The 22815-nt window shown below is 69.6% G+C and carries 17 protein-coding genes, 2 pseudogenes and 2 riboswitches; of the genes and pseudogenes, 9 read left to right on the top strand and 10 right to left on the bottom strand.

Going from position 1 to position 22815, the window contains the following annotated elements; translation table 11 throughout:
- Nucleotides 1–89: 89 nt before the first annotated feature.
- Nucleotides 90–193: riboswitch (glycine riboswitch) on the top strand.
- A 31-nt stretch (nt 194–224) separates the two neighbouring features.
- Nucleotides 225–358, top strand: a riboswitch (glycine riboswitch).
- An 86-nt stretch (nt 359–444) separates the two neighbouring features.
- The 5 genes from gcvT to DIE17_RS07180 all read left to right on the top strand — a co-directional run bounded on the left by gcvT (nt 445) and on the right by DIE17_RS07180 (nt 7762).
- Nucleotides 445–1563 (top strand): glycine cleavage system aminomethyltransferase GcvT, encoded by a 1119-nt coding sequence (gene gcvT / locus DIE17_RS07200; protein ID WP_124520466.1) that lies wholly within the window; start codon nt 445–447, stop codon nt 1561–1563.
- A gap of 126 nt (nt 1564–1689) precedes the next feature.
- Nucleotides 1690–2070, top strand: a complete 381-nt coding sequence (gene gcvH, locus DIE17_RS07195; protein ID WP_044848374.1) for a glycine cleavage system protein GcvH — start codon at nt 1690–1692, stop codon at nt 2068–2070.
- A 59-nt stretch (nt 2071–2129) separates the two neighbouring features.
- Nucleotides 2130–5057, top strand: a complete 2928-nt coding sequence (gene gcvP, locus DIE17_RS07190; protein WP_124486850.1) for an aminomethyl-transferring glycine dehydrogenase — start codon at nt 2130–2132, stop codon at nt 5055–5057.
- A gap of 152 nt (nt 5058–5209) precedes the next feature.
- A complete protein-coding gene (locus tag DIE17_RS07185) occupies nt 5210–6343 on the top strand; it encodes an alginate lyase family protein (RefSeq protein ID WP_124520465.1) in 1134 nt (377 codons plus the stop codon).
- Between the two features lie 30 nt (nt 6344–6373).
- Nucleotides 6374–7762: an L-serine ammonia-lyase gene (locus tag DIE17_RS07180; protein ID WP_124486848.1), complete on the top strand. Its 1389-nt coding sequence runs from the start codon at nt 6374–6376 to the stop codon at nt 7760–7762.
- A 66-nt stretch (nt 7763–7828) separates the two neighbouring features.
- Here the strand turns inward: DIE17_RS07180 and DIE17_RS07175 are convergent.
- The 3 genes and pseudogenes from DIE17_RS07175 to DIE17_RS07165 form a co-directional block, all read right to left on the bottom strand.
- Nucleotides 7829–7960, bottom strand: a pseudogene (locus DIE17_RS07175) (VapC toxin family PIN domain ribonuclease); the annotation flags it as partial.
- Between the two features lie 31 nt (nt 7961–7991).
- Nucleotides 7992–8276, bottom strand: coding sequence for a type II toxin-antitoxin system RelE/ParE family toxin (locus DIE17_RS07170; RefSeq protein WP_124520464.1), 285 nt, complete (start codon nt 8274–8276; stop codon nt 7992–7994).
- Nucleotides 8273–8674: pseudogene (locus tag DIE17_RS07165) on the bottom strand (hypothetical protein); the annotation flags it as partial. The gene DIE17_RS07170 and the pseudogene DIE17_RS07165, both read right to left, overlap by 4 nt.
- Before the next feature lie 28 nt (nt 8675–8702).
- On the opposite strand from DIE17_RS07165, the gene DIE17_RS07160 reads away from it, so the two are divergent.
- Together DIE17_RS07160 and DIE17_RS07155 are read left to right on the top strand one after the other, a co-directional pair.
- The gene (locus tag DIE17_RS07160; protein ID WP_124520463.1) at nt 8703–10406 is read left to right on the top strand and encodes a thiamine pyrophosphate-binding protein; all 1704 of its coding nucleotides are present in this window, start codon (nt 8703–8705) and stop codon (nt 10404–10406) included.
- 2 nt (nt 10407–10408) lie between these two features.
- Entirely contained in the window at nt 10409–11497 is a 1089-nt protein-coding gene (locus tag DIE17_RS07155) for an ADP-heptose--LPS heptosyltransferase (RefSeq protein WP_124520462.1), read from the top strand.
- A gap of 66 nt (nt 11498–11563) precedes the next feature.
- Here the strand turns inward: DIE17_RS07155 and DIE17_RS07150 are convergent, their stop codons facing one another.
- The 3 genes from DIE17_RS07150 to DIE17_RS07140 form a co-directional block, all read right to left on the bottom strand.
- Nucleotides 11564–12598: a helix-turn-helix domain-containing protein gene (locus DIE17_RS07150; protein WP_044848383.1), complete on the bottom strand. Its 1035-nt coding sequence runs from the start codon at nt 12596–12598 to the stop codon at nt 11564–11566.
- Nucleotides 12599–12783: 185 nt separating this feature from the next.
- On the bottom strand, nt 12784–13329 hold the full coding sequence (locus DIE17_RS07145; protein ID WP_124520461.1) for a hypothetical protein: 546 nt from the start codon (nt 13327–13329) through the stop codon (nt 12784–12786).
- Nucleotides 13330–13652: 323 nt separating this feature from the next.
- Nucleotides 13653–15179 carry an aldehyde dehydrogenase family protein gene (locus DIE17_RS07140; RefSeq protein ID WP_124520460.1) on the bottom strand — a complete coding sequence of 509 codons (1527 nt, stop codon included), beginning with the start codon at nt 15177–15179 and terminating at the stop codon, nt 13653–13655.
- A 317-nt stretch (nt 15180–15496) separates the two neighbouring features.
- On the opposite strand from DIE17_RS07140, the gene DIE17_RS07135 reads away from it, so the two are divergent.
- A complete protein-coding gene (locus tag DIE17_RS07135) occupies nt 15497–15925 on the top strand; it encodes a pyridoxamine 5'-phosphate oxidase family protein (protein ID WP_124486842.1) in 429 nt (142 codons plus the stop codon).
- Between the two features lie 359 nt (nt 15926–16284).
- Here DIE17_RS07135 and DIE17_RS07130 read toward each other — a convergent pair whose 3' ends face one another.
- Complete coding sequence (locus DIE17_RS07130) at nt 16285–17892, bottom strand: MFS transporter (RefSeq protein WP_124520459.1); 1608 nt, start codon at nt 17890–17892, stop codon at nt 16285–16287.
- 150 nt (nt 17893–18042) lie between these two features.
- Between DIE17_RS07130 and DIE17_RS07125 the strand changes: the two genes are divergently transcribed.
- Complete coding sequence (locus tag DIE17_RS07125) at nt 18043–18927, top strand: LysR family transcriptional regulator (RefSeq protein WP_044848388.1); 885 nt, start codon at nt 18043–18045, stop codon at nt 18925–18927.
- A 36-nt stretch (nt 18928–18963) separates the two neighbouring features.
- Here the strand turns inward: DIE17_RS07125 and eutC are convergent, their stop codons facing one another.
- The 3 genes from eutC to eat all read right to left on the bottom strand — a co-directional run bounded on the left by eutC (nt 18964) and on the right by eat (nt 22671).
- Nucleotides 18964–19758, bottom strand: coding sequence for an ethanolamine ammonia-lyase subunit EutC (gene eutC, locus DIE17_RS07120; protein WP_124486840.1), 795 nt, complete (start codon nt 19756–19758; stop codon nt 18964–18966).
- Nucleotides 19755–21152 (bottom strand): ethanolamine ammonia-lyase subunit EutB, encoded by a 1398-nt coding sequence (locus DIE17_RS07115; RefSeq protein ID WP_124520458.1) that lies wholly within the window; start codon nt 21150–21152, stop codon nt 19755–19757. Before DIE17_RS07115 ends, eutC begins: the two co-directional genes overlap by 4 nt.
- Before the next feature lie 106 nt (nt 21153–21258).
- Nucleotides 21259–22671, bottom strand: coding sequence for an ethanolamine permease (gene eat, locus DIE17_RS07110; RefSeq protein ID WP_124486838.1), 1413 nt, complete (start codon nt 22669–22671; stop codon nt 21259–21261).
- Between the last annotated feature and the right edge of the window lie 144 nt (nt 22672–22815).

Here is a 22815-nt window from a genome sequence, read left to right as displayed (position 1 = left end):
CAGAAGCGGCGGCGCCCACGCCGCCGCTTGTCGCGAAGCGACATTCTTTTGCTCAAATTGACAATGCCCACCCGCTCGCGTACAGTCGCCCGCACGCGTCGGGAGAGCGTGTGACCGCATAGCAGCAACGCCGGTCGCGCCGCCGAAGGGGCACACCCGCAAACTCTCAGGCAAAAGGACCGACCGCGTCGGGGAATCCCGTCCGCGCATTGCGCGGGCCGCACTCCCCGCACTCTGGAGAGCGGCAGTAGCCCGCAGCACATTGGCTGCGCGGGCAGGCTGCCCACCGAAGGGGCGCGCGTTCGCCGGCTTGTGGCCGCGGCGCAATCTCTCAGGTATCGAGGACAGAGGGGCATGTACCGGATCGTTTCGCAGGCCCCAAGGCCGCGACGGTCGGCACATGGCCGTTCTGACCCGCGCGCAAGCGCCTTGCCTGAGGCCTCGATGACTGCACTGAATCAAACCCCGCTCAACGCCGCGCACCGCGCGCTCAATGCCCGCATGGTCGACTTCGGCGGCTGGGACATGCCCGTCAACTACGGCTCGCAGATCGAAGAACACGAAGCCGTGCGCACCGACGCCGGCATGTTCGACGTGTCGCACATGTGCGTCGTCGATTTCACCGGCAGCCGCGTGCGCGCGTTCTTCGAGCACGCGATCGCGAACAACGTCGGCAAGCTCAAGATCCCCGGCAAGGCGCTCTACTCGTGCCTGCTCAATCCGCAGGGCGGCGTCATCGACGACCTGATCGTCTATTACTTCACCGAAGACTTCTTCCGCGTCGTCGTCAACGCCGGCACGGCCGAGAAGGACATCGCGTGGTTCAACCAGCTCAACGAACAAGGCGGCTACGGCCTGACCATCGCGCCGCGCCGCGATTTCGCGATCGTCGCCGTTCAGGGCCCGAACGCCCGTGAAAAGGTCTGGACGACGGTGCCCGCCGCGCGCGCCGCGACCAGCGAGCTGAAGCCGTTCAACGCCGCGCAGGTCGCCGGCACGCCGTTCGGCGACCTCACCGTCGCGCGCACCGGCTACACCGGCGAAGACGGCTTCGAGGTGATCGTCCCGGCCGTGCACGTCGTAGCGCTGTGGAACGCGCTGCAGCAAAACGGCGTGCGTCCGTGCGGGCTCGGCGCGCGCGACACGCTGCGCCTCGAGGCCGGCATGAACCTGTACGGCCAGGACATGGACGACACCGTGTCGCCGCTCGACGCGGGCCTCGCGTGGACGGTCGACCTGTCGGCGCCGCGCGAGTTCGTCGGCCGCGCCGCGCTCGAGGCAAACGGCACGCGCGCCGCGTTCGTCGGCCTGATCCTGCAGAAGGAAAACGGCAAGGCGGGCGGCGTGCTGCGCGCGCACCAGAAGGTCGTCACGCCGCACGGCGAAGGCGAGATCACGAGCGGCACGTTCTCGCCGTCGATGCAGGAGTCGATCGCATTCGCGCGCGTGCCGGCGGCCGTCCAGGTCGGCGACACGGTCCACGTGCAGATTCGAGACAAGCAACTTCCCGCGCGCGTGGTAAAACTGCCGTTCGTGCGCAACGGCAAGGTCCTCGCTGCGTAACGACCGGGAGGCGACCGGGAGGCCGCCTGCCGTGAAGCCGGGAAATGGCGCCCGGCGCAACCACACCCGGCGCGCCCCGGCGGCGCGCCAGCATAACGAACACACCCTTTTATCCAGGAGCATCCGATGAGCAACGTCCCGGCCGATCTGAAGTACACCGACGAACACGAGTGGGTCCGCACCGAAGCCGACGGCACGCTGACGGTCGGCATCACCGATCACGCGCAGAGCACGCTCGGCGACATCGTCTTCCTCGAGCTGCCGCAAGTCGGCAAGTCGGTGAACGCGGGCGACGCCGTCGGCGTCGTCGAATCGGTGAAGGCGGCATCCGACATCTACTCGCCGGTGTCCGGCGAAGTCGTCGCCATCAACGAAGAAGCCGCCGACTCGCCGGAAGAAGTGAACAGCGACGCATACGGCGTGTGGCTCTTCAAGATCAAGCTCGCGGCCGGCGCCTCGACCGACAAGCTGATCGACGCTGACGCCTACAGCAAGCTGATCGACTAATTTTCCTTACCCGAACCGCGCGGGGCCGGCCTCGGCCCGCGCGGGACCAGAGTCACGCCATGAAGCTCGAACACCCGGACCGCCTGATGAACCGCACGCCCCTCTCGCTCGCCGCGCTCGAAACGCACGACGCGTTCGCAGAACGCCACATCGGCCCCGATGCCGCCAGCCAGCAGGCCATGCTCGACACGCTCGGCTTCGCGTCGCGCGCCGCCCTGATCGACGCCGTGATCCCGGCCTCGATCCGCCGCGCCGAAACGCTGCCGCTCGGCCCGTTCGCGCAACCGAAGAGCGAGGCCGAAGCCCTCGCCGCGCTGCGCGCCCTCGCGGACAAGAACCAGGTGTTCCGCTCGTATATCGGCCAGGGCTATTACGACTCGCACACCCCGGCCGTGATCCTGCGCAACGTGCTCGAAAACCCGGCGTGGTACACGGCCTACACGCCGTACCAGCCCGAAATTTCCCAGGGTCGCCTCGAGGCGCTCCTGAACTTCCAGCAGATGGTCGCCGACCTCACGGGCCTCGCGATCTCGAACGCATCGCTGCTGGACGAAGCAACCGCCGCAGCCGAAGCGATGACGCTGCTGCAGCGCACCGGCAAGCCGGCGTCGAACGTGTTCTACGTCGCCGACGACGTGCTGCCGCAGACGCTCGAAGTGATCCGCACGCGCGCGCTGCCGATCGGCATCGAGGTCAAGACGGGCCCGGCGGCCGACGCCGCGCAGGCGAACGCGTTCGGCGTGCTGCTCCAGTACCCGGGCGTGTACGGAGACGTGCGCGACTACCGCGCGCTCACCGAAGCGATCCACGCGGCCGGCGGCCATGTGGTCGTCGCGGCCGACCTGCTCGCACTGACCGTGCTGACGCCGCCCGGCGAATGGGGCGCGGACGTCGCGGTCGGCAACACGCAGCGCTTCGGCGTGCCGATGGGCTTCGGCGGCCCGCACGCCGCTTACATGGCCGTGCGTGACGAATTCAAGCGCCAGATGCCGGGCCGCCTGGTCGGCGTGACCGTCGACGCGCAGGGCAAGCCCGCGCTGCGCCTCGCGCTGCAGACGCGCGAACAGCACATCCGCCGCGAGAAGGCGACGTCGAACGTGTGTACCGCGCAGGCGCTGCTCGCGATCATGGCGAGCATGTACGCGGTCTACCATGGCCCGCACGGCCTGAAGACGATCGCGCTGCGCGTGAACCGCATCGCGGCGCTGTTCGCCGCCGGCGTGAAGCAGCTCGGCTTCGCGACCGTCAACGACACGTTCTTCGACACGCTGACGATCGATACCGGCGCACGCACCGCGCAGGTCCACGAATTCGCGAAGGCCAAGCGCATCAACCTGCGTCGCGTGAGCGACACGCAAGTCGGCGTGTCGGTCGACGAAACGACGACCCGCGACGACCTCGCCGATCTCCTCGCCGTGTTCGCGCAGGCCGCGGGCGGCACCGCGCCGGCCGTGGACGCGCTGGACGCGGGCCTCGGCGGCGTCGCCGTGCTGCCGGCCGGCCTCGAGCGCACGAGCGCGTACCTGACGCACCACGTGTTCAACCGCCACCATTCCGAAACCGAAATGCTGCGCTACCTGCGCAGCCTGTCGGACAAGGATCTCGCGCTCGACCGCTCGATGATCCCGCTCGGTTCGTGCACGATGAAGCTGAACGCGACGTCGGAAATGCTGCCGGTCACGTGGCCCGAATTCGGCCGGATCCATCCGTTCGCGCCGGCCGAGCAGACCGTCGGCTACCGCGAGATGATCGACCAGCTCGAGCAGATGCTCGTCGCCGCGACCGGCTATGCGGCCGTGTCGCTGCAGCCGAACGCCGGCTCGCAGGGCGAATACGCGGGCCTCTTGATCATCCACGCATACCACGCATCGCGCGGCGAAGCGCATCGCGACGTATGCCTGATCCCGGCCTCCGCGCACGGCACGAACCCGGCGTCGGCGCACATGGCCGGCATGAAGGTCGTGGTCGTCGCGTGCGACGCGCAAGGCAACGTCGACATCGCCGACCTGAAGGCGAAGGCCGAGCAGCACGCGAACGATCTCGCGGCGATCATGATCACGTATCCGTCGACGCACGGCGTGTTCGAGCAGAACGTCCGCGAGATCTGCGAGATCGTGCATGCGCACGGCGGCCAGGTGTACGTCGACGGCGCGAACATGAACGCGATGGTCGGCCTGACCGCGCCGGGCCAGTTCGGCGGCGACGTGTCGCACCTGAACCTGCACAAGACCTTCTGCATCCCGCACGGCGGCGGCGGCCCGGGCGTCGGCCCGGTCGCGGTCGGCGCGCACCTCGCGAAGTTCCTGCCGAACCAGCGTTCGACCGGCTACGCGCGTGCGGAAGACGGCATCGGCGCGGTGTCGGCCGCGCCGTACGGCTCGGCGTCGATCCTGCCGATCTCGTGGATGTACATCGCGATGATGGGCGCGAAGAACCTGACCGCCGCGACGGAAACCGCGATCCTCAACGCGAACTACATCGCGAAGCGCCTCGCGCCGCACTATCCGGTGCTGTATTCGGGCCCGGGCGGGCTGGTCGCGCACGAGTGCATTCTCGACCTGCGCCCGCTCAAGGAAACGAGCGGCATCAGCGTCGACGACGTCGCGAAGCGCCTGATGGACTACGGCTTCCATGCGCCGACGATGAGCTTCCCGGTGCCGGGCACGCTGATGGTCGAGCCGACGGAATCGGAATCGCAGGAAGAACTCGACCGCTTCATCGCCGCGATGATCGCGATCCGCGAGGAAATCCGTGCCGTCGAGGAAGGCCGCGCCGACCGCGAGGACAACCCGCTGCGTCACGCGCCGCACACGGCAGCCGTCGTCACCGCGAACGAATGGCCGCACGCGTACTCGCGCGAGCAGGCGGCGTACCCGGTCGCGTCGCTCGGCACGAACAAGTACTGGCCGCCGGTCGGCCGTGCGGACAACGCCTACGGCGACCGCAACCTGTTCTGCTCGTGCGTGCCGGTGTCGGACTACGCATAACGCTGCCCGCGCTCCGGAGTCCGGCCGTGACCACACCGCACGCAACCCTCGGTTGCGTGCGGTTTTTGCGTCCGCCGCCGGCCCGATCGATTCACGCTTGCCCGCCAATCCGGCTAACATCACACGCGATCCAGCCAATCAAGGAGTTCCGCATGGTGCGTCCGATGTTTCCGGGCCAGGGTGCCACGCAGGAGCGGCCGCGCACGCGCCGCGTCGTGCCGCTGCTCGTCGCGTCGCTGTCGTTGGCCGCCGGCCTCGGCACGGCCGGCAGCGCGCGCGCGGCGATGAATTTCTGCGCGGCGCCCGCGTTGCAGGCGAGCGAGACGACGCAGGCCGAGCCGGGCGTGCAGGCACTGATCCGCAGCGTCGACGCGCGCATCGGCGAGCAGCCGAAGGCAATGGCGCGCGTGCACACCGAGGGCACGCTGCCGCACGAAGGCATCTACGACCAGAGCGTCGATGCGCTGAAGGACATGGAGCTGATGCGCGATGCCGCGCTCGCGTGGCGCGTGACCAATGCGCCGCGCTACCTGCAGCTCGTCGACCGCTTCCTGTCCGCGTGGGTGTCGACCTATCAGCCGGACTTCAACCCGATCGACGAGACGCGCTTCGACAGCCTGATCATCGCGTACGACATGACGGCGAGCGCGCTGCCGGTCAAGACGCGTAACGCGACGGCGGCGTTCATCGCGAAGCTCGGCGCCGGTTACGTCGCGCAGATCGACGCGCAGAAGCGCCCGCTCGCCGGCACCTGGCGCAACAACTGGCAGAGCCACCGGATCAAGCTGATTGCGCTGTCCGCGTTCACGCTCGGCGACCGCAAGATGATGAACGCCGCGCAGCGGCTGTTCGTCGAGCATCTCGCCGACAACATCGGCCCGGACGGCAAGACCTGGGATTTCGAGGAACGCGATGCGCTGCATTACGCGGTGTACGACTTGCAACCGCTGGTGACGGCCGCGCTCGCCGCGCGCCGCTTCAACCGCAACTGGCTGCGCGAGCGCGGCGCGAACGGCGCGACGCTCGCGGCCGCGCTCGACTGGCTCGTGCCGTACGCGCTCGGCGAGAAAACGCACGAGGAATTCGTGAATTCGCCGGTGCCGTTCGACGCGAAGCGCCGCGAGGCCGGCTTGCCGGGTTATACGGGGCAGTGGGACCCGAAAAACGCCACCGAACTCTTTCATCTGGCCGCGCGTCTCGACGGGCGCTATGCGCGCGTCGCGCGGCAACTCTCCCCCATGCCGCCCGCATGGCTCGCCGCGTGCCTGCCATTGCAGGCGCGCTAGCATTATTCTTAAAGCAAGGCAGGTATCAAGATGGCAGTCAGCGTGTTTGACCTCTTCAAGATCGGCATCGGCCCGTCCAGTTCGCATACGGTCGGACCGATGCGCGCGGCGCTGATGTTCGTGCAGGGCCTCGAGCGAGACGGGATGCTCGACGCGACGGCCAGTGTGAAGGTCGAGCTGTACGGCTCGCTCGGCGCGACCGGCAAGGGCCACGGCACCGACCGCGGCGTGATGCTCGGCCTGCTCGGCGACGCGCCCGACACCGTCGATCCCGAGACGATCGACGCGCGTCTGGAAGATGTCCGCAAGTCGAAGAAGCTCGCGCTGCTCGGCACGCATCCGGTGCCGTTCGTGCTGAAGGAGAACATCGCGTTCTACCGGCAGGCGCTGCCCGAGCACCCGAACGGCATGAAGCTGCGCGCGTCCGACGCGAACGGCGACGTGCTGGTCGAGCGCACCTACCTGTCCGTCGGCGGCGGCTTCGTCGTGACGGCCGGTGCGCCGAACACGAAGGTGCTGAGCGCGGCCGAGCAGATGACGCATCCGTTCCGCACCGGCGCCGAGCTGCTCGCGCTGACCGAGTCGACCGGCAAGTCGATCGCGCAGCTGATGTGGGAAAACGAGCGCGCGTGGCACACCGAGGAAGAGACGCGCGACGGGCTGCTGAAGATCTGGGCCGTGATGCAGTCGTGCGTGTCGCGCGGCTGCGGGATCGGCAACCCGGAAGCCGACGGCAACCTGCCCGGCCCGTTCCAGGTCAAGCGCCGTGCGCCGCAGCTGTATCGTGCGCTGACCGGCCATCCGGAGCGCGCGCTGCAGGATCCGCTGTCGATGGTCGACTGGATCAACCTGTATGCGATCGCGGTCAACGAGGAAAACGCGGCCGGCGGCCGCGTCGTCACCGCGCCGACCAACGGCGCGGCCGGCATCATCCCGGCCGTGCTGCACTACTACACGCGCTTCACGCCGGGCGCGAACGAACAGGGCGTGATCGACTTCCTGCTGACCGCCGCCGCGATCGGCATCCTGTACAAGCTCAACGCGTCGATTTCGGGTGCGGAAGTGGGCTGCCAGGGCGAAGTGGGCGTCGCGTGCTCGATGGCGGCCGGCGCGCTCGCGGCCGTGCTCGGCGGCACGCCGCGCCAGGTCGAGAACGCGGCCGAGATCGGGATGGAGCACAACCTCGGCCTCACCTGCGACCCGGTCGGCGGGATGGTGCAGATCCCGTGCATCGAGCGCAACGCGATGGCGTCGGTGAAGGCGGTCAACGCGGCGCGCATGGCGCTGCGCGGCGACGGCTCGCACTACGTGTCGCTCGACTCGGTGATCAAGACGATGCGCGAGACGGGCGCCGACATGAAGACGAAATACAAGGAAACGTCGCGCGGCGGGCTGGCGGTGAATATCGTCGAGTGCTGATGCAGGGTCCGGCGGTCATGCGGGTGGATCGATATCCCGCATGACCGTCGGACACCATCACCGCCATCAATCGTTCAGCCAGTTCTCCAGCCGCAATCCCGGATAGCTGACGAAATCCCGCTCGTTGTTGGTCACGAGCGCGACGTCGAGCGACACCGCATGCGCGGCGATCAGCTTGTCGAGATGATCCTTCTTCCGCCGCTCGACGCCGACTTGCGGATATCGGGCATCACGGCCACTGCCGTCGCGCATGCAGCACGCGGAGGATCTCGACGATCCCCTCAGCCGGTCTGATGCGATACACGAGCACGTGGTTCGGCGCGACCACCAGTTCGCGCGTGCCGGCCACTCGCCCTTGCCGATACAGCTCTGCACGGGCCGGCAACGTGGCGGCCCTTTGTTCCAGCGGTTCGTCGAGTTCGATTGCGGCCTGCGGGTCGTGCTCGCCGATGTAGCCCATGATCGCGGCGCGATCCTCGTACGCCTTCGGATTCCAGTGCAGCGCGAAGGTCAAGAAGCATCCCCTCGCCTGCCCGCGAGCCGTTCACGCAGCGCCGCACGGCGCGACGCGAAGTCGGCACTCACCTCCGCGTCGGGAATCGACGCAGGCGGATCGTCCAGCGCCTGCTGCACCTGCTCGCGAAACCAGCGATCGTGGGCCGCTGCCTCGTGTGCCGCCCTCATCGCGGCCGCCCGATCGGGCCGGGTCGCCCGGCCGGCCGCATCCGGGTCGAACTCCGACGCATCCACATCGAAACGGCTGATGCCGATGTCGCGCAGAAAGCCGACCAGCGTTTCAAAGCGGCGAAACACCCGCACGTCGCGTGCAACATCCACGCCCCGAGCTCCCCGCGTTCCGACACTTTTCACCGGCCAGCGTGCCGGCGCCCCGACAACAGGCGTAATCTGTACATCCCGCTACCCAGGGAGACGGCAGCCCATGTCGCATTCCAAGGATCTCGAGCCGCGCGCCACCACCGGCGCGCGACTGCTCGTCGATGCGTTGCTCGCCAATCACGTCGAACGCGTGTTCTGCGTGCCGGGCGAGAGCTTTCTCGCCGTACTCGATGCGCTGGCGGACGACACCGCGCGGATCCAGACGGTCGTCTGCCGCCACGAAGCGGCGGCCGCGAACATGGCGGAAGCGGTCGGCAAGCTGACCGGCCGCCCCGGCATCGCGTTCGTCACGCGCGGGCCCGGCGCGACCCACGCGTCGATCGGCGTGCACACCGCGTTCCAGGATTCGACGCCGATGATCCTGTTCGTCGGCCAGTGCGCGCGCGAGCACCTCGACCGCGAAGCCTTCCAGGAAATCGACTACCGCCGGATGTTCGGCCAGATGGCGAAATGGGTCGCGCAGATCGACGACCCGCGCCGCATTCCCGAATACCTGAGCCATGCCTTCCACGTCGCGACGTCCGGCCGGCCCGGCCCGGTCGTGCTCGCGCTGCCCGAGGACGTGCTGTCCGACGCGTGCGCGCCGCAGCCCGTCGTGCCGGCCGCGAAACGCGTCGCGGCGTCGCCGTCGGCCGCGCAGGTCGACGAGCTGCGCGAACGGCTCGCGCGCGCCGAGCGGCCGTTCGCGATCGTCGGCGGCAGCGGCTGGACGCCCGACGCATGCGCGAACCTGCGCACCTTCGTCGAGCGCTGGCAACTGCCGGTCGCGTGCGCGTTCCGCTTCCAGGACATCTTCGACAACGCGCACCCGAACTACGCGGGCGACGTCGGCCTCGGGATCAATCCCGCGCTCGCCAAGCGGATCCGCGACGCCGACCTGCTGCTGGTGCTCGGCCCGCGTCTCGGCGAAGCGACGACGGGCGGCTACACGCTGCTCGACATCCCGAAGACGCGCCAGACACTGATCCACGTGCACCAGGGCGCGGACGAGCTCGGCCGCGTGTATGCGGCCGACCTGCCGATCGTGTCCGGGATGCCGGAAATCGCGGCGCCGCTCGCGGCGCTCGAACCGCCGGCGCACCCCGCGTGGGCCGGCACGGCCGCCGACGCGCACCGCGCGTACCGCGAATGGCACGCGCCGCTGCCGATGCCCGGCGATGTCCAGCTCGGCGACGTGATGGTGCAGTTGCGCGAGCGCCTGCCGCACGACGCGATCCTGACCAACGGCGCCGGCAACTACGCGATCTGGCTGCATCGCCACTTCGCGTACCGGCACTTTCGCTCGCAGCTCGCGCCGACCAGCGGCGCGATGGGCTACGGGCTGCCCGCCGCGCTCGCCGCGAAGTCGCTGTATCCGTCGCGGGCCGTCGTCGCGCTCGCCGGCGACGGCTGCTTCATGATGGCCGGCAACGAACTCGCGACCGCGATGCAGTACGGGCTGAACATCGTCGCCATCGTCGTCAACAACGGGCATTTCGGCACGATCCGCATGCATCAGGAGCGCAACTATCCGGGGCGCGTGCACGGCACCGGGCTCACGAACCCCGATTTCGCCGCGTATGCGCGCGCGTTCGGCGCGCATGGCGAGACGGTCGAGCGCACCGCCGACTTCGCGCCGGCACTGGAGCGCGCACTGACCTGCGGGCTGCCGGCGCTGATCGAGATCCGCATCCCGCAGGACGCCAGCACGCCGGCCGCGACGCTCGAGCAGATCCGCGAGCAGGGCCGCCGCGCACGCGGCGCGTGACCATGGAAATGCGCGCCGCGCCGGCCGGTCTCGCGCTGTCGCGCGACGACGCGCTGACGCACCCGGGCACGCTGCTCGCGCCCGACGGCACGCTCGTCGCCCCCTACGACCTCGAGCACGGCAGCGGCCCCGCGGAGGATCACGTGCCGGCCGCACCGGCGCTCGGCCTGCTGCACGCCGCCCACCGGCCGTTCCGGCTCGACTACGGCCGCACGGCGGACGTGTACGTGATCAACGGAATGGGCGTCGCGCTCGGCGACTCGGTGATCGGGCTGACCGCGCTCGCCGCGCTGCGCGCGATGCATCCCGGCCTGCGCTTCACGCTCTACCGGCCGGCCCGCGCGCCGCGCTACGTCGACGCGCTGTATGCGCTCGCCGCCGACGTCGTCGCGCCGTCGCGTACGCTGCCGTGCGCCGCCGACGCACTGCCCGCGCACGCGCCGCGCATCGATCTCGGCAATCACCTGTACTGGCCCGCTTTCGCGCGACAGCCGATGATCGACTTCTTCCTCGACGCGCTCGGCACGGACCCGGCCACGGTGCCGGCCGCCGCGAAGCGCAATCGCTGGCTCGCGCGGCTGCCCCTGCCCGCCCTGCCGGCCGAATGGCGGCGGCCGTACGTGCTGTTCTGCCCGAGCGCGAGCACCGCGGTGCGCAGCGTGCCGCCGGCGCTGCGCGCGGCTTTCGTGGAGCGGCTCGCGCGGCGTTACGGGCTGCCGGTGGTCGGCTTCGGCCCCGTCGCGCATCCGGCCTATGTCGACGTGAGCCGCGACGCGGCCGATACCGCGCGCTTCATTGCCTGGGTCAGCGGGGCGAGCGTGCTGTTCGCGCCCGACACGGCCGCGCTGCATCTCGCCGACGGTTTCGACGTGCCGACGCTCGGCTGTTTCACGACGATCGGCCCGGCGCTGCGCGTGCGCGACTATCCGCACTGCGTACCGGTCGCGCTCGATGTGCCGGACGCATTGCACGGGCTGCATCGCAGCGAGCGGCCGAACGACCTCGCGGCGGTCGAAGCCGCTTACCGGGCGATCGACTGGGATGCCTTGCCGTGGCCTGCACCGCGCGAAGCGGCGGCTACCGCCGGATAGGGATGGAGAAAAGGGAGTCGCCCGGATGACCGGACGCACCGCGGCATCCGCGCGCCGCCGCCCGCCTCACCCGGCCGCCACCGTCACCGCCCGCTCGCGCAGCGTCTCCGACGGCCGCTTGCCGAACAGCCGCCGATAGTCGGTCGCGAACTGGCTCAGGTGCCAGAAGCCCCACGCCTCCGCGACGTCCTGCACGGAACCGGCCGCCCGCCCGCACAGGTCGCGCCGCGCGCCGTTCAGCCGCAGCGTGCGCAGATAGGTCGCGGGCGCCATGCCGAGCACGTCCTGGAAACAGTACTGCAGCGTGCGCCGGCTCACGTGCAACTGCTCGCACAGCTCGGGCACGCCGACCGGGCGCGTGCGGTGTGCGAGCACGTACTCGCGCGCCTGCTCGACGATCCAGCGCCGTGTCGACGGGGCGCCGCCCGCGCCGTCGTCAGCCGGTTGCGCACACGCGTCGAACAGCGCGGCCAGCACCTCGGCCTGCAGGTCGTCGCGCTGTGCGTCGGGCAGCGGCCCACCCGCGGCCGCCGCGCCGTCGAGGCGGCCGCCGAGCAGCGCACACAGGCGCGCGAGCCGCATATCGCCGATCTGGATCACGCGCTGCGCGAACAGCCGCTCGTCGAGCGCACGGTGTTCGACTTCCTCCGCGTAGCGGCGCAGCACGTCGCCGCGCACGACCACGCCGTAGATCGAGAACTGCGCGGGTGTCAGCAATTCGAATTCGACGTTGCCGGGCCGGAACGCGAGCGCGCCGGGGCCGATGCGGCACGCATCGACCCGCGCGGTGCCGTCGCTCGTCAGCGGGATGCCGAACCAGTACGCGTCGCCGCGCACCTCGCACGCCTGCCGCAGCAGGTGGCTGGTCGATTCGCGAAACAGCTTCATCGTGTCGAGCGGCAGCTCGGTCAGCGTGCCGACGAAGCGGCCGGCCGCGAGCTGGTCGTAGGTCTGCCGCCAGCCGATCAGGTTGCGCGCCTGCTCGTCGGCGTCGTGCGCGACGCTGACCACGGCCTGGCCGGCCAGCGCGTCGTCGCCCTGTGCGCTGCACCGCGTGTCCTCGGCCGTCGGCTCGGCCATGCACTCCACTCGTTGACCCATCATGTTCTCCTCACCCGCCCGGGACCACGTCCAACACGCAAGTCCCGTGCCGATCCGCGTTGTCCGGCGACAAGCCCGTCATTCAACGCCGTGCGGCCGATGCGCGCCATGCGGGCGCACCCGGAGGCGGCATGCCGCGCACCGCGCGGGTGCGGCATGCGTGCCGCCGCCCGCCCGGCGACGCGCTACGCGCCCGGCCGCAACCGCACGACCCGCGTGCCGCAGTTGCCGTACGCCTGCGCGACCGCCAGTTCGACGATCGGACTGTCCGCCGGCCAGGGCGCCGCGTCCGCTTCCGGCAGATCGGTGCGCAACGTCGCGCGGCCGTTGATCCGGTAGCGGATGCCGCGCACGAAATCGATGAACAGCAGCCCGACGCCGCAGCCGTCGCACGCCAGCGCATCGAGCCGGTGGCCGCCGTGCGCCGGCAGCGCGAAGCGCAGCGTCTTCGTGTCGATCACGCGCACGACCGGCCATAGATCGCCGTTCGCGTCGCGCATGCCCTGCACGATGTCGCAGGTCATGCGCGACGGGGCCGGGCCGCCGCTCGTCGTGCCGACGAACATGAACGGCTGCGATTCGACGAACTGGCGCACACCGATGCTCAGCCGCGTCGTCACGACGTCGCTCATCCGCTCGGCTTCGTCGGCGACGCCGAAGCGGTGATGCGCGTCGAGCTCGCCCGCGTGAAACACCGGGTGACGCGGATAGGATCCGGGCAGTTCTGACATGCTGGTTTCCGTCGGGGCCATCGGGGTGCGATACGGGCACGATACGGGCGCGAACGCGCACCGGCCGGTGCGAATGCCGACGCCCGTATCGAAGGTCGGAACACGAAAACGGCGAAGTGCCGGACGAACCGGCGCCAGCGCATTGCCACCTCGCCGCGGACGCCGCCCGACGGCCGAAGGCTGGACAGCCAGCGCCCGACCGCCGCACCCTCCACGGCAAGCCGGCACCGGACGCGTCGCCGCCGTCCGGCACCGGCCGCCGTACCGGGCAGCGTTGCGCTGCCGCCCGGCCAGCCCCGGCACTTCGCCCCCTGCTGCGGCGATCAGAAGAACCCGAGCGCCTCGGCCTGGTAGCTGACCAGCAGGCACTTCGTCTGCTGATAGTTCGACAGCGCCATCTTGTGCGTCTCGCGGCCGATGCCGGACTGCTTGTAGCCGCCGAACGCCGCGTGCGCCGGGTACAGGTGGTAGCAGTTGGTCCACACGCGGCCGGCCTCGACCTCGCGGCCCATCCGGTACGCACGCGTGCCGTTGCGCGTCCACACGCCCGCGCCGAGCCCGTAGAACGTGTCGTTCGCGAGTTCGATCGCCTCCTGCTCGTCCTTGAACGTCATCACCGACGCGACCGGCCCGAAGATCTCTTCCTGGAACACGCGCATCTTGTTGTTGCCGAACAGCATCGTCGGCTTCACGTAATAGCCCGTGCCGAGGTCGGCGGCCGGTGCCGTGCGCTCGCCGCCCGTCAGGCATTGCGCGCCTTCGTCGCGGCCGATGTCGATGTACGACAGGATCTTGTCGAGCTGCTGCTGCGACGCCTGCGCGCCGATCATCGTCTGCAGGTCGAGCGGGTGGCCGCCCTTGATGCGCTCGACGCGCGCGACGGCCTTCTCGATGAAGCGTTCGTAGATCGATTCCTGGATCAGGATCCGCGACGGGCACGTGCACACTTCGCCCTGGTTGAGCGCGAACATCGCGAGGCCTTCGAGCGCCTTGTCGAGGAACGCGTCGTCCTGGTCGAGCACGTCGGCGAAGAAGATGTTCGGGCTCTTGCCGCCCAGTTCGACCGTCGACGGGATCAGGCTCTCGGCCGCCGCGCGCAGGATGTGCTTGCCGACCGGCGTGGAACCGGTGAACGCGATCTTCGCGATCCGCTTGCTGGTCGCGAGCGCCTCGCCCGCTTCCTTGCCGAAGCCGCTGACGATGTTGATCGTGCCGGCCGGGAACAGGTCGCCGATCAGCTCCATCAGCACCAGCACCGACGCGGGCGTCTGCTCGGCCGGCTTCATCACCACGCAGCAGCCGGCCGCGAGCGCCGGTGCGAGCTTCCACGCGGCCATCAGCAGCGGGAAGTTCCACGGGATGATCTGGCCGACGACGCCGAGCGGCTCGTGGAAGTGATACGCGACGGTGTTGTCGTCGATCTCGGAGATGCCGCCTTCCTGCGCGCGGATGCAGCCCGCGAAATAGCGGAAGTGGTCGATCGCGAGCGGCAGGTCGGCCGCCATCGTCTCGCGCAGCGGCTTGCCGTTGTCGATCGTCTCGGCCACCGCGAGCAGCTTCAGGTTCTTTTCCATCCGGTCGGCGGCGGCGAGCAGCAGGTTCGCGCGCTCGGTGACCGACGTCTTGCCCCACTTGCGGCGCGCGGCGTGCGCGGCATCGAGTGCGACCTCGATGTCGTCGGCGCCGGAGCGCGGCACGCGGCAGAACGGCTTGCCGTTGATCGGCGACACGTTCTCGAAATATTCGCCCTTCACCGGCGGAACCCACTTGCCGCCGATGTAGTTGTCGTACTGCTGACGGTACGGGTATTCGACGTCGAGGCCCAGTTGTTTCAGGTCAAACGGGTTCATACATGTCTCCTGTTCATCGTGCTTGTGTGAATGCAGCGCCGGTTGGATCGCGCTGCACAGTTTACGCAACATGCGTGCCAAACCGGGCGAAAACGGAACAGGAGCGGTGCGTCCGGGCGCCCGCCGGGGGCGATGCCGGCGCATCGAACACGAGTGTCCCGATTCTGAACACCGGGACGGCACAGCGGGTACGACGGGTGTTCGGATTTTTCACAGCGCAGCTGCGCACGCACCGCTGCGCGCCACGCTCGCCGCATGGCATGTCGCTTGCGTGCGGAACGCGAATCCGCACGCATCGGCCACGCGCCGACCGAACCATGAACCAACCGGGCCCCTTGAGCGACGATGTCGTCGCGTTCATCCATGAACAGGCATTCCTGATCGTCGCGACCGCGAACGCGGCGGGCGACGCCGACTGCTCGTATCGCGGCCGGCAGCCGCGCGCGGACGGTTCGTTCGCCCCGCTCGTCGACCTGCCCGATCGCCGCACGCTCGTGCTGCCCGACTTCGCGGGCAACAACCTGTTCAACACGATCGGCAACCTGCTCGTGAATCCGGCGATCGCGCTGCTGTTCGTCGATTTCGTCCGGCAGACGACGTGGCTCGTGCAGGGGCGCGCGACGATCGACGAAGAGGCGGGAAGCCGCGCGCAACTGTGGCCGGATGCGCTGCGTTATGTGGTCGTTGACGTGGAAAGCGCGCACGCGCGGGCCGATGCGGAATTGCCGCCGCTCGTGCTGGCGTGAGGCGCCGCACCATGCCGTCGTTGCGGCAAGGCGCGCGTGCCTGGGCCGGTGAGGCGCTGCGGCCGCTCGTGCTGGCGTGAGTCGCCGCACCATGCCGCCGTCGCGGCAAGGCGGGCGCGCATGGGCCGATGAGGCGCTGCGGCCGCTTGCGCAAACGTGACGCGCCGGGTGAGTCGTCGGTGCAGGAGCGCGCCGGCGCCGTTCCCGATGAGCGTGTGCCCGGCGACGCAACGCTCTACGGTCATTCGCGCGCGGGGCCGATCGTCGGTACGCGGATTCGCGCCATCGCAAAATGCCCGGGCGCGCGGTCCGCGATTGTCGACCTGCACGCCCCCGACGACGCCCCGCTCACCGCACACTCACCGCCCGCTTGCTTCCACGCAAGCCGGTCCGGTCCGGCGACGCGCCCGCGCGTCGGTATGCGCCGGTTCGCCGTCATCGCCGCGCGCTTCCGCCACTGCCGGCCGTGCACCGAGAAACGCGAACACCACCACCGCACACAGCACCGTGACGACCGCGAGCCCGATCAGCAGCCGATCGAATGCATGCACATAGCTCGCGAGCAGCGCCGCACGACCGACGCCCGGCAACCCGGCCGCCGCACCGGCGAGATCGCCGGTCGCGAGGCGCGCGGCCGCCCGCAGCGTCGCGTCGGATGTTCCCGTCGCCGCCTGCCGCAAATCGGCGTGCGCGAGGGTCGCCAGCACCGCGCCGGCGATCGCTAACGCGATCCCTTCGCCCGCAACGCGCGTCGTGCTGAAGATCCCGGTCGCCATCCCCGCGCGCTCCTTCGGCACGACGCTGACCGACAGCCCGTCCATCAGCCCCCACGGCATGCCGGCCCCGACGCCGATCGCGAGCATCGGCGCGATCGCCGCCGGCCCCGCGCCGCCGCGCAGCGCGACGCCCAGCCATACGAGGCCCGCCGCCGCGAGCAGGAGCCCGAGCCCCGAGATCACGCCGGCCGACAGCCAGCGCGTGAGCGTCGCCGCGACGAGCGGCACGACGAGCATCGGCGCGGAGATCGCGAGCATCAGCCAGCCCGCGTCGATTTCGCTGAAACCGTCGATGCCGATGAAGCGCAGCGGCAGCACGACGAGCAGCACGATGTAACAGCAGCAGGTCGACACCGGCAGCACCTGCACGCCGACGAAGCGCGGAATCCGGAACAGCGAGAGGTCGAGCATCGGCCGCGCGACGCGCGTCTCGATCGCGACGAATGCGCACGCGCCGAGCACCGCGCCCGCCAGCAGCACAACGACGAGCGGATGCGTCCAGCCGCGCGCGGGTGCCTCGATCACGCCGAACGTGAACAGCGTGAGCGCGGCGGTGAACGCTGCGGTGCCGGGCCAGTCGAGCCCCGTCGCGTGCGGATCGCGCGACTCGTGCATGCGCGGCAGCCCGAACCCGAGCGACAGCGTGCCGGCCGCCGCGCCCGTGACGAAGATCGCACGCCAGCCACCGTGCGCGATCAGCGAGCCGGCGAGCACCGGCCCGAACGCGAGCCCGATGCCGAAGGTCGTGCCGAGCAGGCTGAACGCACGCGTGCGCGCCGCGCCGTCGAACTCCTGCGCCAGCGCGGCCGTGCCGCCCGCGAGCGCCGCGGCCGCCGCGAGCCCTTGCGCGCCGCGCAGCAGGTCGACCGCGAGCATCGACGGCGCGAACGCGAGCGCAACCGACATCAGCGTGAAGCCGCCGACGCCGATCGCGAACACGCGCTTGCGGCCGAACTGGTCGGCCAGCGCGCCCGCCGCCATCAGGAAACTGCCGAACGCGAGCATGAACGCGTTCGTGATCCAGTTCATCGCGACCGGGCCGCCGTGCAGGTCGCGGCCGATCGCGGGCGTCGCGACCGCGCCGCCCGAAAACGACAGCGGCAGCGCGACGGCGGCCATGCAGACGGCGGCCAGCACCCACGCGCGCCGGCGTGCCGATGTGGCTGAATCGGCTGAAAACGGGTGATCCATCATTGCTCCTCGAAAAGCCGGCGCGGATGCGCCTCAAGCGCGATCAAGGATAATTTCGATTCAATCACCGAAAAACAATGCGTTGCTCCGTATATAACGGACTAAAATTCCTCAATTCACCGCATCGCATCCGCTCGCCCGCCTACGTCGATGGAAAACCTGAACGGCATCGCCGCCTTCGTCCGCACCGCCGAAGCGCTCAGCTTCGTCGCGGCCGGCCGCGCGCTCGGCATCTCGGCGTCCGCCGTCGGCAAGACGATCGCGCGGCTCGAGCAGTCGCTCGGCGTGCGCCTGTTCAACCGCACGACGCGGCGCGTCACGCTGACCGACGAAGGGCGCCATTTCTACGAACGCTGCCAGCGGATCCTCGAGGATTTTCGCGATGCGGAGGCGACCGTGACGGCCGCCGCGCAGCGCCCGCGCGGCAAGCTGCGCGTGAGCCTGCCGGTGATCGGCTACCGGTTCCTGCTGCCGGTGCTACCCGAATTCAGGCAGCGCTATCCGGACGTCGAGCTCGACCTGGATTTCAACGACCGGATGGTCGATGTCGTCGAAGGCGGCTTCGACGCGGTGATCCGCAGCGGCCCGCTGTCGGATTCGAGCCTGATGTCGCGGCGGCTCGGCCCGTTCGCGTTCGTGCTGTGCGCAACGCCCGCGTATCTCGCGCAGGCCGGCACGCCGCGGGCGCCGCGCGATCTCGAAGCGCACGATTGCGTGCGCTACTGTTTCCCGACCACCGGCAAGCTGCAGGACTGGGCGCTCGCCGCCGACGACGGCACGCCGCTGAAGCTGCGCACCGCGATGACCTGCAACAACATGGAAGCGCTGCGCGGCGCGGTGATGGCGGGGCTCGGCATCGGCTACATGCCCGATTTCCTCGCGCGCGACGCGCTGGACACGGGCGCGCTCGTCACGGTGCTCGACGACTACCGGATCGCGCCGGGGCAGTTCTCGATCGTGTGGCCGTCGAGCCGGCAGCTGTCGCCGAAGCTGCGCGTGTTCGTCGACTTCCTGTGCGAGCGGCTGTTCAAGTAGACAAGTAGACGGACGGCGCGGTCGCGCCATCGATCCTCACCAATCCGCGCCGATCCGCTCCGCTTCCGCCTGCGGCAACAGCGCATCGCTGTCGTCCTTCAGCCCGACGCCCGTGAGGCCGAGCCGGCGCGCGTGCGTCATCAGGTAATGCAGCTTGTGCGCGGCCGCGGCATGCGGCAGCCCTTCGGGCCGCACGTTCGAGATGCAGTTGCGCAGTGCGTCGTGGCAGCCGACCTTCGGCGCCCAGGTCAGGTACACGCCGAGGCTGTCCGGCGAGCTGAGCCCCGGCCGTTCGCCGATCAGCATCGCGACGACCTGCGCGCGCAGCAGTTCGCCGATCTCGTCGCCGAGCGCGACGCGCGCCTGCGTCGCGACCACCACCGGGCCGATCCGCCAGCCGTCCGCTTCGAGCCGCGGGCACACGGCCTGCAGCAGCGGCAGCGCCTGCTTCGCGGCCGCGAACGCCGACAGCCCGTCGCCGACCACGAACACCACCTCCGGCGCGTCGTCGAGCGCCGCGCCGTAGCCGGCCAGCAGCGCGCGTCCGTCATCGGACAGCTTGCGGCCGAGATCGGGCCGGCGCAGGTAATGCTGGCGGTCGGGCGCCGCGCTCTGCACGCCGAGCGTCGCGAAGCCGGCCGCGTCGATCTCGCGGCGCAGCGCGTCCGCGTCGAGCGGCTGGTGCACCGCGTCGCGCGCCTGCGCGTGCGACAGGTTGAACGCGAGCAGCGGCGCGGTCGGCAGGCTGCTGCCCGCGCGGCCGAGCGCGATCCGCGCGTTCGTGAACGACTTCAGCTGCGCCCACGGGTTCTTTTCGACGGCGTCGCTCATGCCGAAATCCCCATCCAGTCGTTCGCGCCCGCGAGCAGCGGCACACGCGCGTTCGCGGCGCGCAGCGCGCCGTGCGCGTCGGCGATCTCCATCGTCTCCAGCCATTCCTCGAACTCGGGCGCGCGGCGCAGGCCGAGCACCTCGCGCACGTAGAGCTGGTCGTGAAACGACGTGCTTTGATAGTTCAGCATCACGTCGTCCGCGCCCGGAATCCCCATGATGAAGTTGATGCCGGCCGCGCCCAGCAGCGTCAGCAGCGTGTCCATGTCGTCCTGGTCGGCTTCCGCGTGATTCGTGTAGCAGATGTCGCAGCCCATCGGCACGCCGAGCAGCTTGCCGCAGAAATGATCCTCGAGCCCCGCGCGGATGATCTGCTTGCCGTCGTACAGGTATTCGGGCCCGATGAAGCCGACCACCGTGTTCACGAGAAACGGATCGAACTTGCGCGCGACCGCATACGCGCGCACCTCGCAGGTCTGCTGGTCGACACCGAAGTGCGCGTTCGCCGACAGCGCGCTGCCTTGCCCCGTCTCGAAGTACATCAGGTTGTTGCCGACGGTGCCGCGCTTGAGCGACAACGCGGCCTCGCGCGCCTCGCCGAGCAGCGCGAGCGAGATCCCGAAGCTCGCGTTCGCCTTCTCGGTGCCCGCGATCGACTGGAACACCAGGTCGACCGGCGCGCCCTTCTCGATCGCCGCGATCGTGTTGGTCACGTGCGTGAGCACGCACGACTGCGTCGGCACGCCGTAGCGTTCGCGGAATCCGTCGATCATCGCGAGCAGCTTCACGATCGCCGCGAGGCTGTCGGTCGCCGGGTTGATGCCGATCATCGCGTCGCCGCAGCCGTACATCAGCCCGTCGAGCATCGACGCGGCAATGCCCTTCACGTCGTCGGTCGGATGGTTCGGCTGCAGCCGCACCGACATCCGGCCGGCCAGCCCGACCGTGTTGCGAAAGCGCGTGACGACGCGGCGCTTGCGCGCGGCCGCGATCAGGTCCTGGTTGCGCATCAGCTTCGACACGGCCGCGACCATCTCGGGCGTGAGGCCCGGCGCGATCCGCTCGAGCGCGGCGCCGTCGGCCGCGGGCGACAGCAGCCAGTTGCGGAAGTCGCCGACGGTGAGGTGCGAGATCTCCGCGAACGCGGCCGCGTCGTGATCGTCGAGGATCAGGCGCGTGACCTCGTCGTGTTCGTACGGAATCAGCGCTTCGTTCAGGAACGCCTTCAGCGGCACGCCCGCGAGCGCGATCTTCGCGGCCACGCGCTCCTCCTCGCTCGCCGCCGCGACGCCGGCGAGCTGGTCGCCCGAGCGCAGCGGGCTCGCTTTCGCGAGCAGCGTCTTCAGGTCCGCGAAACGGTACGTGCGCGGACCGATCGTCTCCGTGTAGGACATCGTTCGAATCTCCTTGCCAGTCCTTGCCTTGCCTGACGCCGACGGCGCGCCCGTTCGACGGGGCGCGCCGCATGCCGTCACGAACGGCCGTTCGGGTCGGCCATCCTCATTCCTCGAGCAGCGCGTCGCCCGGTGCGCTCGCACGCTGCGAACGGGTCGCGAGGAAGTACGCGTAGCCGAGCGCGAGGAACGCGATGAACACCATCGCCACCAGCCCGTTGAAGTACACCATCGTCGCAAGGCAAATCAGGGCTGCAACGATCGCGAACGCCGGGAAGAACGGGTACAGCGGCGCGCGGAACGGTCGCTCCAGGTTCGGCTGCGAGCGGCGCAGCTTGAACAGCGCCGCCATGCTTACGATATACATCACGATCGCGCCGAACACCGACATCGTCACGATGTTCGCGGTGAGCGTCTGGCCGCCGAACTGGATCAGCTCGTCGCTGTAGATCGCGGCGATGCCGACCACGCCGCCCGCGAGAATCGCGCGATGCGGTGTCTTGAAGCGCGGATGCACCTTGCCGAGCCACTCCGGCAGATAGCCTTCGCGGGCCAGCGCGAAGATCTGGCGCGAATAGCCGAGGATGATCCCGTGGAACGACGCGACGAGCCCGAACAGCCCGAGCCACACGAGCATGTGCATCCAGCCGCTGTTCGCGCCGACGATGTACTTCATCGCCTGCGGCAGCGGGTCGTTGATGTTCGCGAGCTTGGTCCAGTCGCCCGCGCCGCCGGCGAACACCATCACGCCGATCGCGAGCGTGACGAGCGTCAGGATGCCGGCCACGTATGCGATCGGGATCGAGCGCTTCGGGTTCTTCGCCTCCTCGGCGGCCATCGCGACACCTTCGATCGCGAGGAAGAACCAGATCGCGAACGGGATCGCGGCGAACATGCCGTGGAACGCGCCGACGCTGAAATGATCGGCGCCCGACCAGCCGCCCTTCATGAAGTTGCTCCACGCGAAGCCCGGCGACACGACGCCCATGAACACCAGCAGCTCGAAGATCGCGAACAGCGTGACGACCAGCTCGAACGTCGCGGCGATCTGCACGCCGACGATGTTCAGCGCCATGAACACGAGATACGCGCCCATCGCCGCGTGTTTCGGTTCGAGCCCCGGAAACTGCACGTGCAGGTACGCGCCGATCGCGAGCGCGATCGCGGGCGGCGCGAACACGAACTCGACGAGCGTCGCGGCGCCGGCGAGATAGCCGCCCGCCGGGCCGAACGCGCGGCGCGCATACGCGAACGGGCCGCCCGCGTGCGGGATCGACGTCGTCAGCTCGGTGAAGCTGAAGATGAAGGTGGTGTACATCGCCGCGACGAACAGCGCGGTGACGACGAAGCCCAGCGTGCCGGCGCTCGCCCAGCCGTAGCTCCAGCCGAAGTATTCGCCTGAAATCACGAGGCCGACCGCGATGCCCCACAGTTGCCAGGTCCCGAGCGTCTGCTGCAGCGCGGGCTGGCCGGACGACTTGGCGCCGGCGGCGGGCCGGCCATTCGACTCTGCTTTCATCGGATTCTCCTGAAAGGCGCCGGCCTGCGGGCCCGCGCGACTGAGAATCGATGCTAGAGAGTCATTAAACGACGTGTTATCGAAATTCGGCAAAGATGACGGCTGACGTTTCGCTGACGGCAACGGTGGGCGGTGGGCGGCTCT

Source organism: Burkholderia sp. Bp9099 (genome assembly GCF_003857805.1).
GTDB lineage: Bacteria > Pseudomonadota > Gammaproteobacteria > Burkholderiales > Burkholderiaceae > Burkholderia.
Note: the sequence above shows the minus strand (reverse complement) of the source record. Positions and strands in the feature narration are given on the sequence as shown.

Bases quoted from the DNA above. Each gene is read 5' to 3' on its own strand.
- gcvT (WP_124520466.1), top strand. From the start codon at position 445: ATGACTGCACTGAATCAAACCCCGCTCAACGCCGCGCACCGCGCGCTC.
- gcvH (WP_044848374.1), top strand. From the start codon at position 1,690: ATGAGCAACGTCCCGGCCGATCTGAAGTACACCGACGAACACGAGTGG.
- gcvP (WP_124486850.1), top strand. From the start codon at position 2,130: ATGAAGCTCGAACACCCGGACCGCCTGATGAACCGCACGCCCCTCTCG.
- DIE17_RS07185 (WP_124520465.1), top strand. From the start codon at position 5,210: ATGGTGCGTCCGATGTTTCCGGGCCAGGGTGCCACGCAGGAGCGGCCG.
- DIE17_RS07180 (WP_124486848.1), top strand. From the start codon at position 6,374: ATGGCAGTCAGCGTGTTTGACCTCTTCAAGATCGGCATCGGCCCGTCC.
- DIE17_RS07160 (WP_124520463.1), top strand. From the start codon at position 8,703: ATGTCGCATTCCAAGGATCTCGAGCCGCGCGCCACCACCGGCGCGCGA.
- DIE17_RS07155 (WP_124520462.1), top strand. From the start codon at position 10,409: ATGGAAATGCGCGCCGCGCCGGCCGGTCTCGCGCTGTCGCGCGACGAC.
- DIE17_RS07150 (WP_044848383.1), bottom strand. From the start codon at position 12,598: ATGGGTCAACGAGTGGAGTGCATGGCCGAGCCGACGGCCGAGGACACG.
- DIE17_RS07145 (WP_124520461.1), bottom strand. From the start codon at position 13,329: ATGTCAGAACTGCCCGGATCCTATCCGCGTCACCCGGTGTTTCACGCG.
- DIE17_RS07140 (WP_124520460.1), bottom strand. From the start codon at position 15,179: ATGAACCCGTTTGACCTGAAACAACTGGGCCTCGACGTCGAATACCCG.
- DIE17_RS07135 (WP_124486842.1), top strand. From the start codon at position 15,497: ATGAACCAACCGGGCCCCTTGAGCGACGATGTCGTCGCGTTCATCCAT.
- DIE17_RS07130 (WP_124520459.1), bottom strand. From the start codon at position 17,892: ATGGATCACCCGTTTTCAGCCGATTCAGCCACATCGGCACGCCGGCGC.
- DIE17_RS07125 (WP_044848388.1), top strand. From the start codon at position 18,043: ATGGAAAACCTGAACGGCATCGCCGCCTTCGTCCGCACCGCCGAAGCG.
- eutC (WP_124486840.1), bottom strand. From the start codon at position 19,758: ATGAGCGACGCCGTCGAAAAGAACCCGTGGGCGCAGCTGAAGTCGTTC.
- DIE17_RS07115 (WP_124520458.1), bottom strand. From the start codon at position 21,152: ATGTCCTACACGGAGACGATCGGTCCGCGCACGTACCGTTTCGCGGAC.
- eat (WP_124486838.1), bottom strand. From the start codon at position 22,671: ATGAAAGCAGAGTCGAATGGCCGGCCCGCCGCCGGCGCCAAGTCGTCC.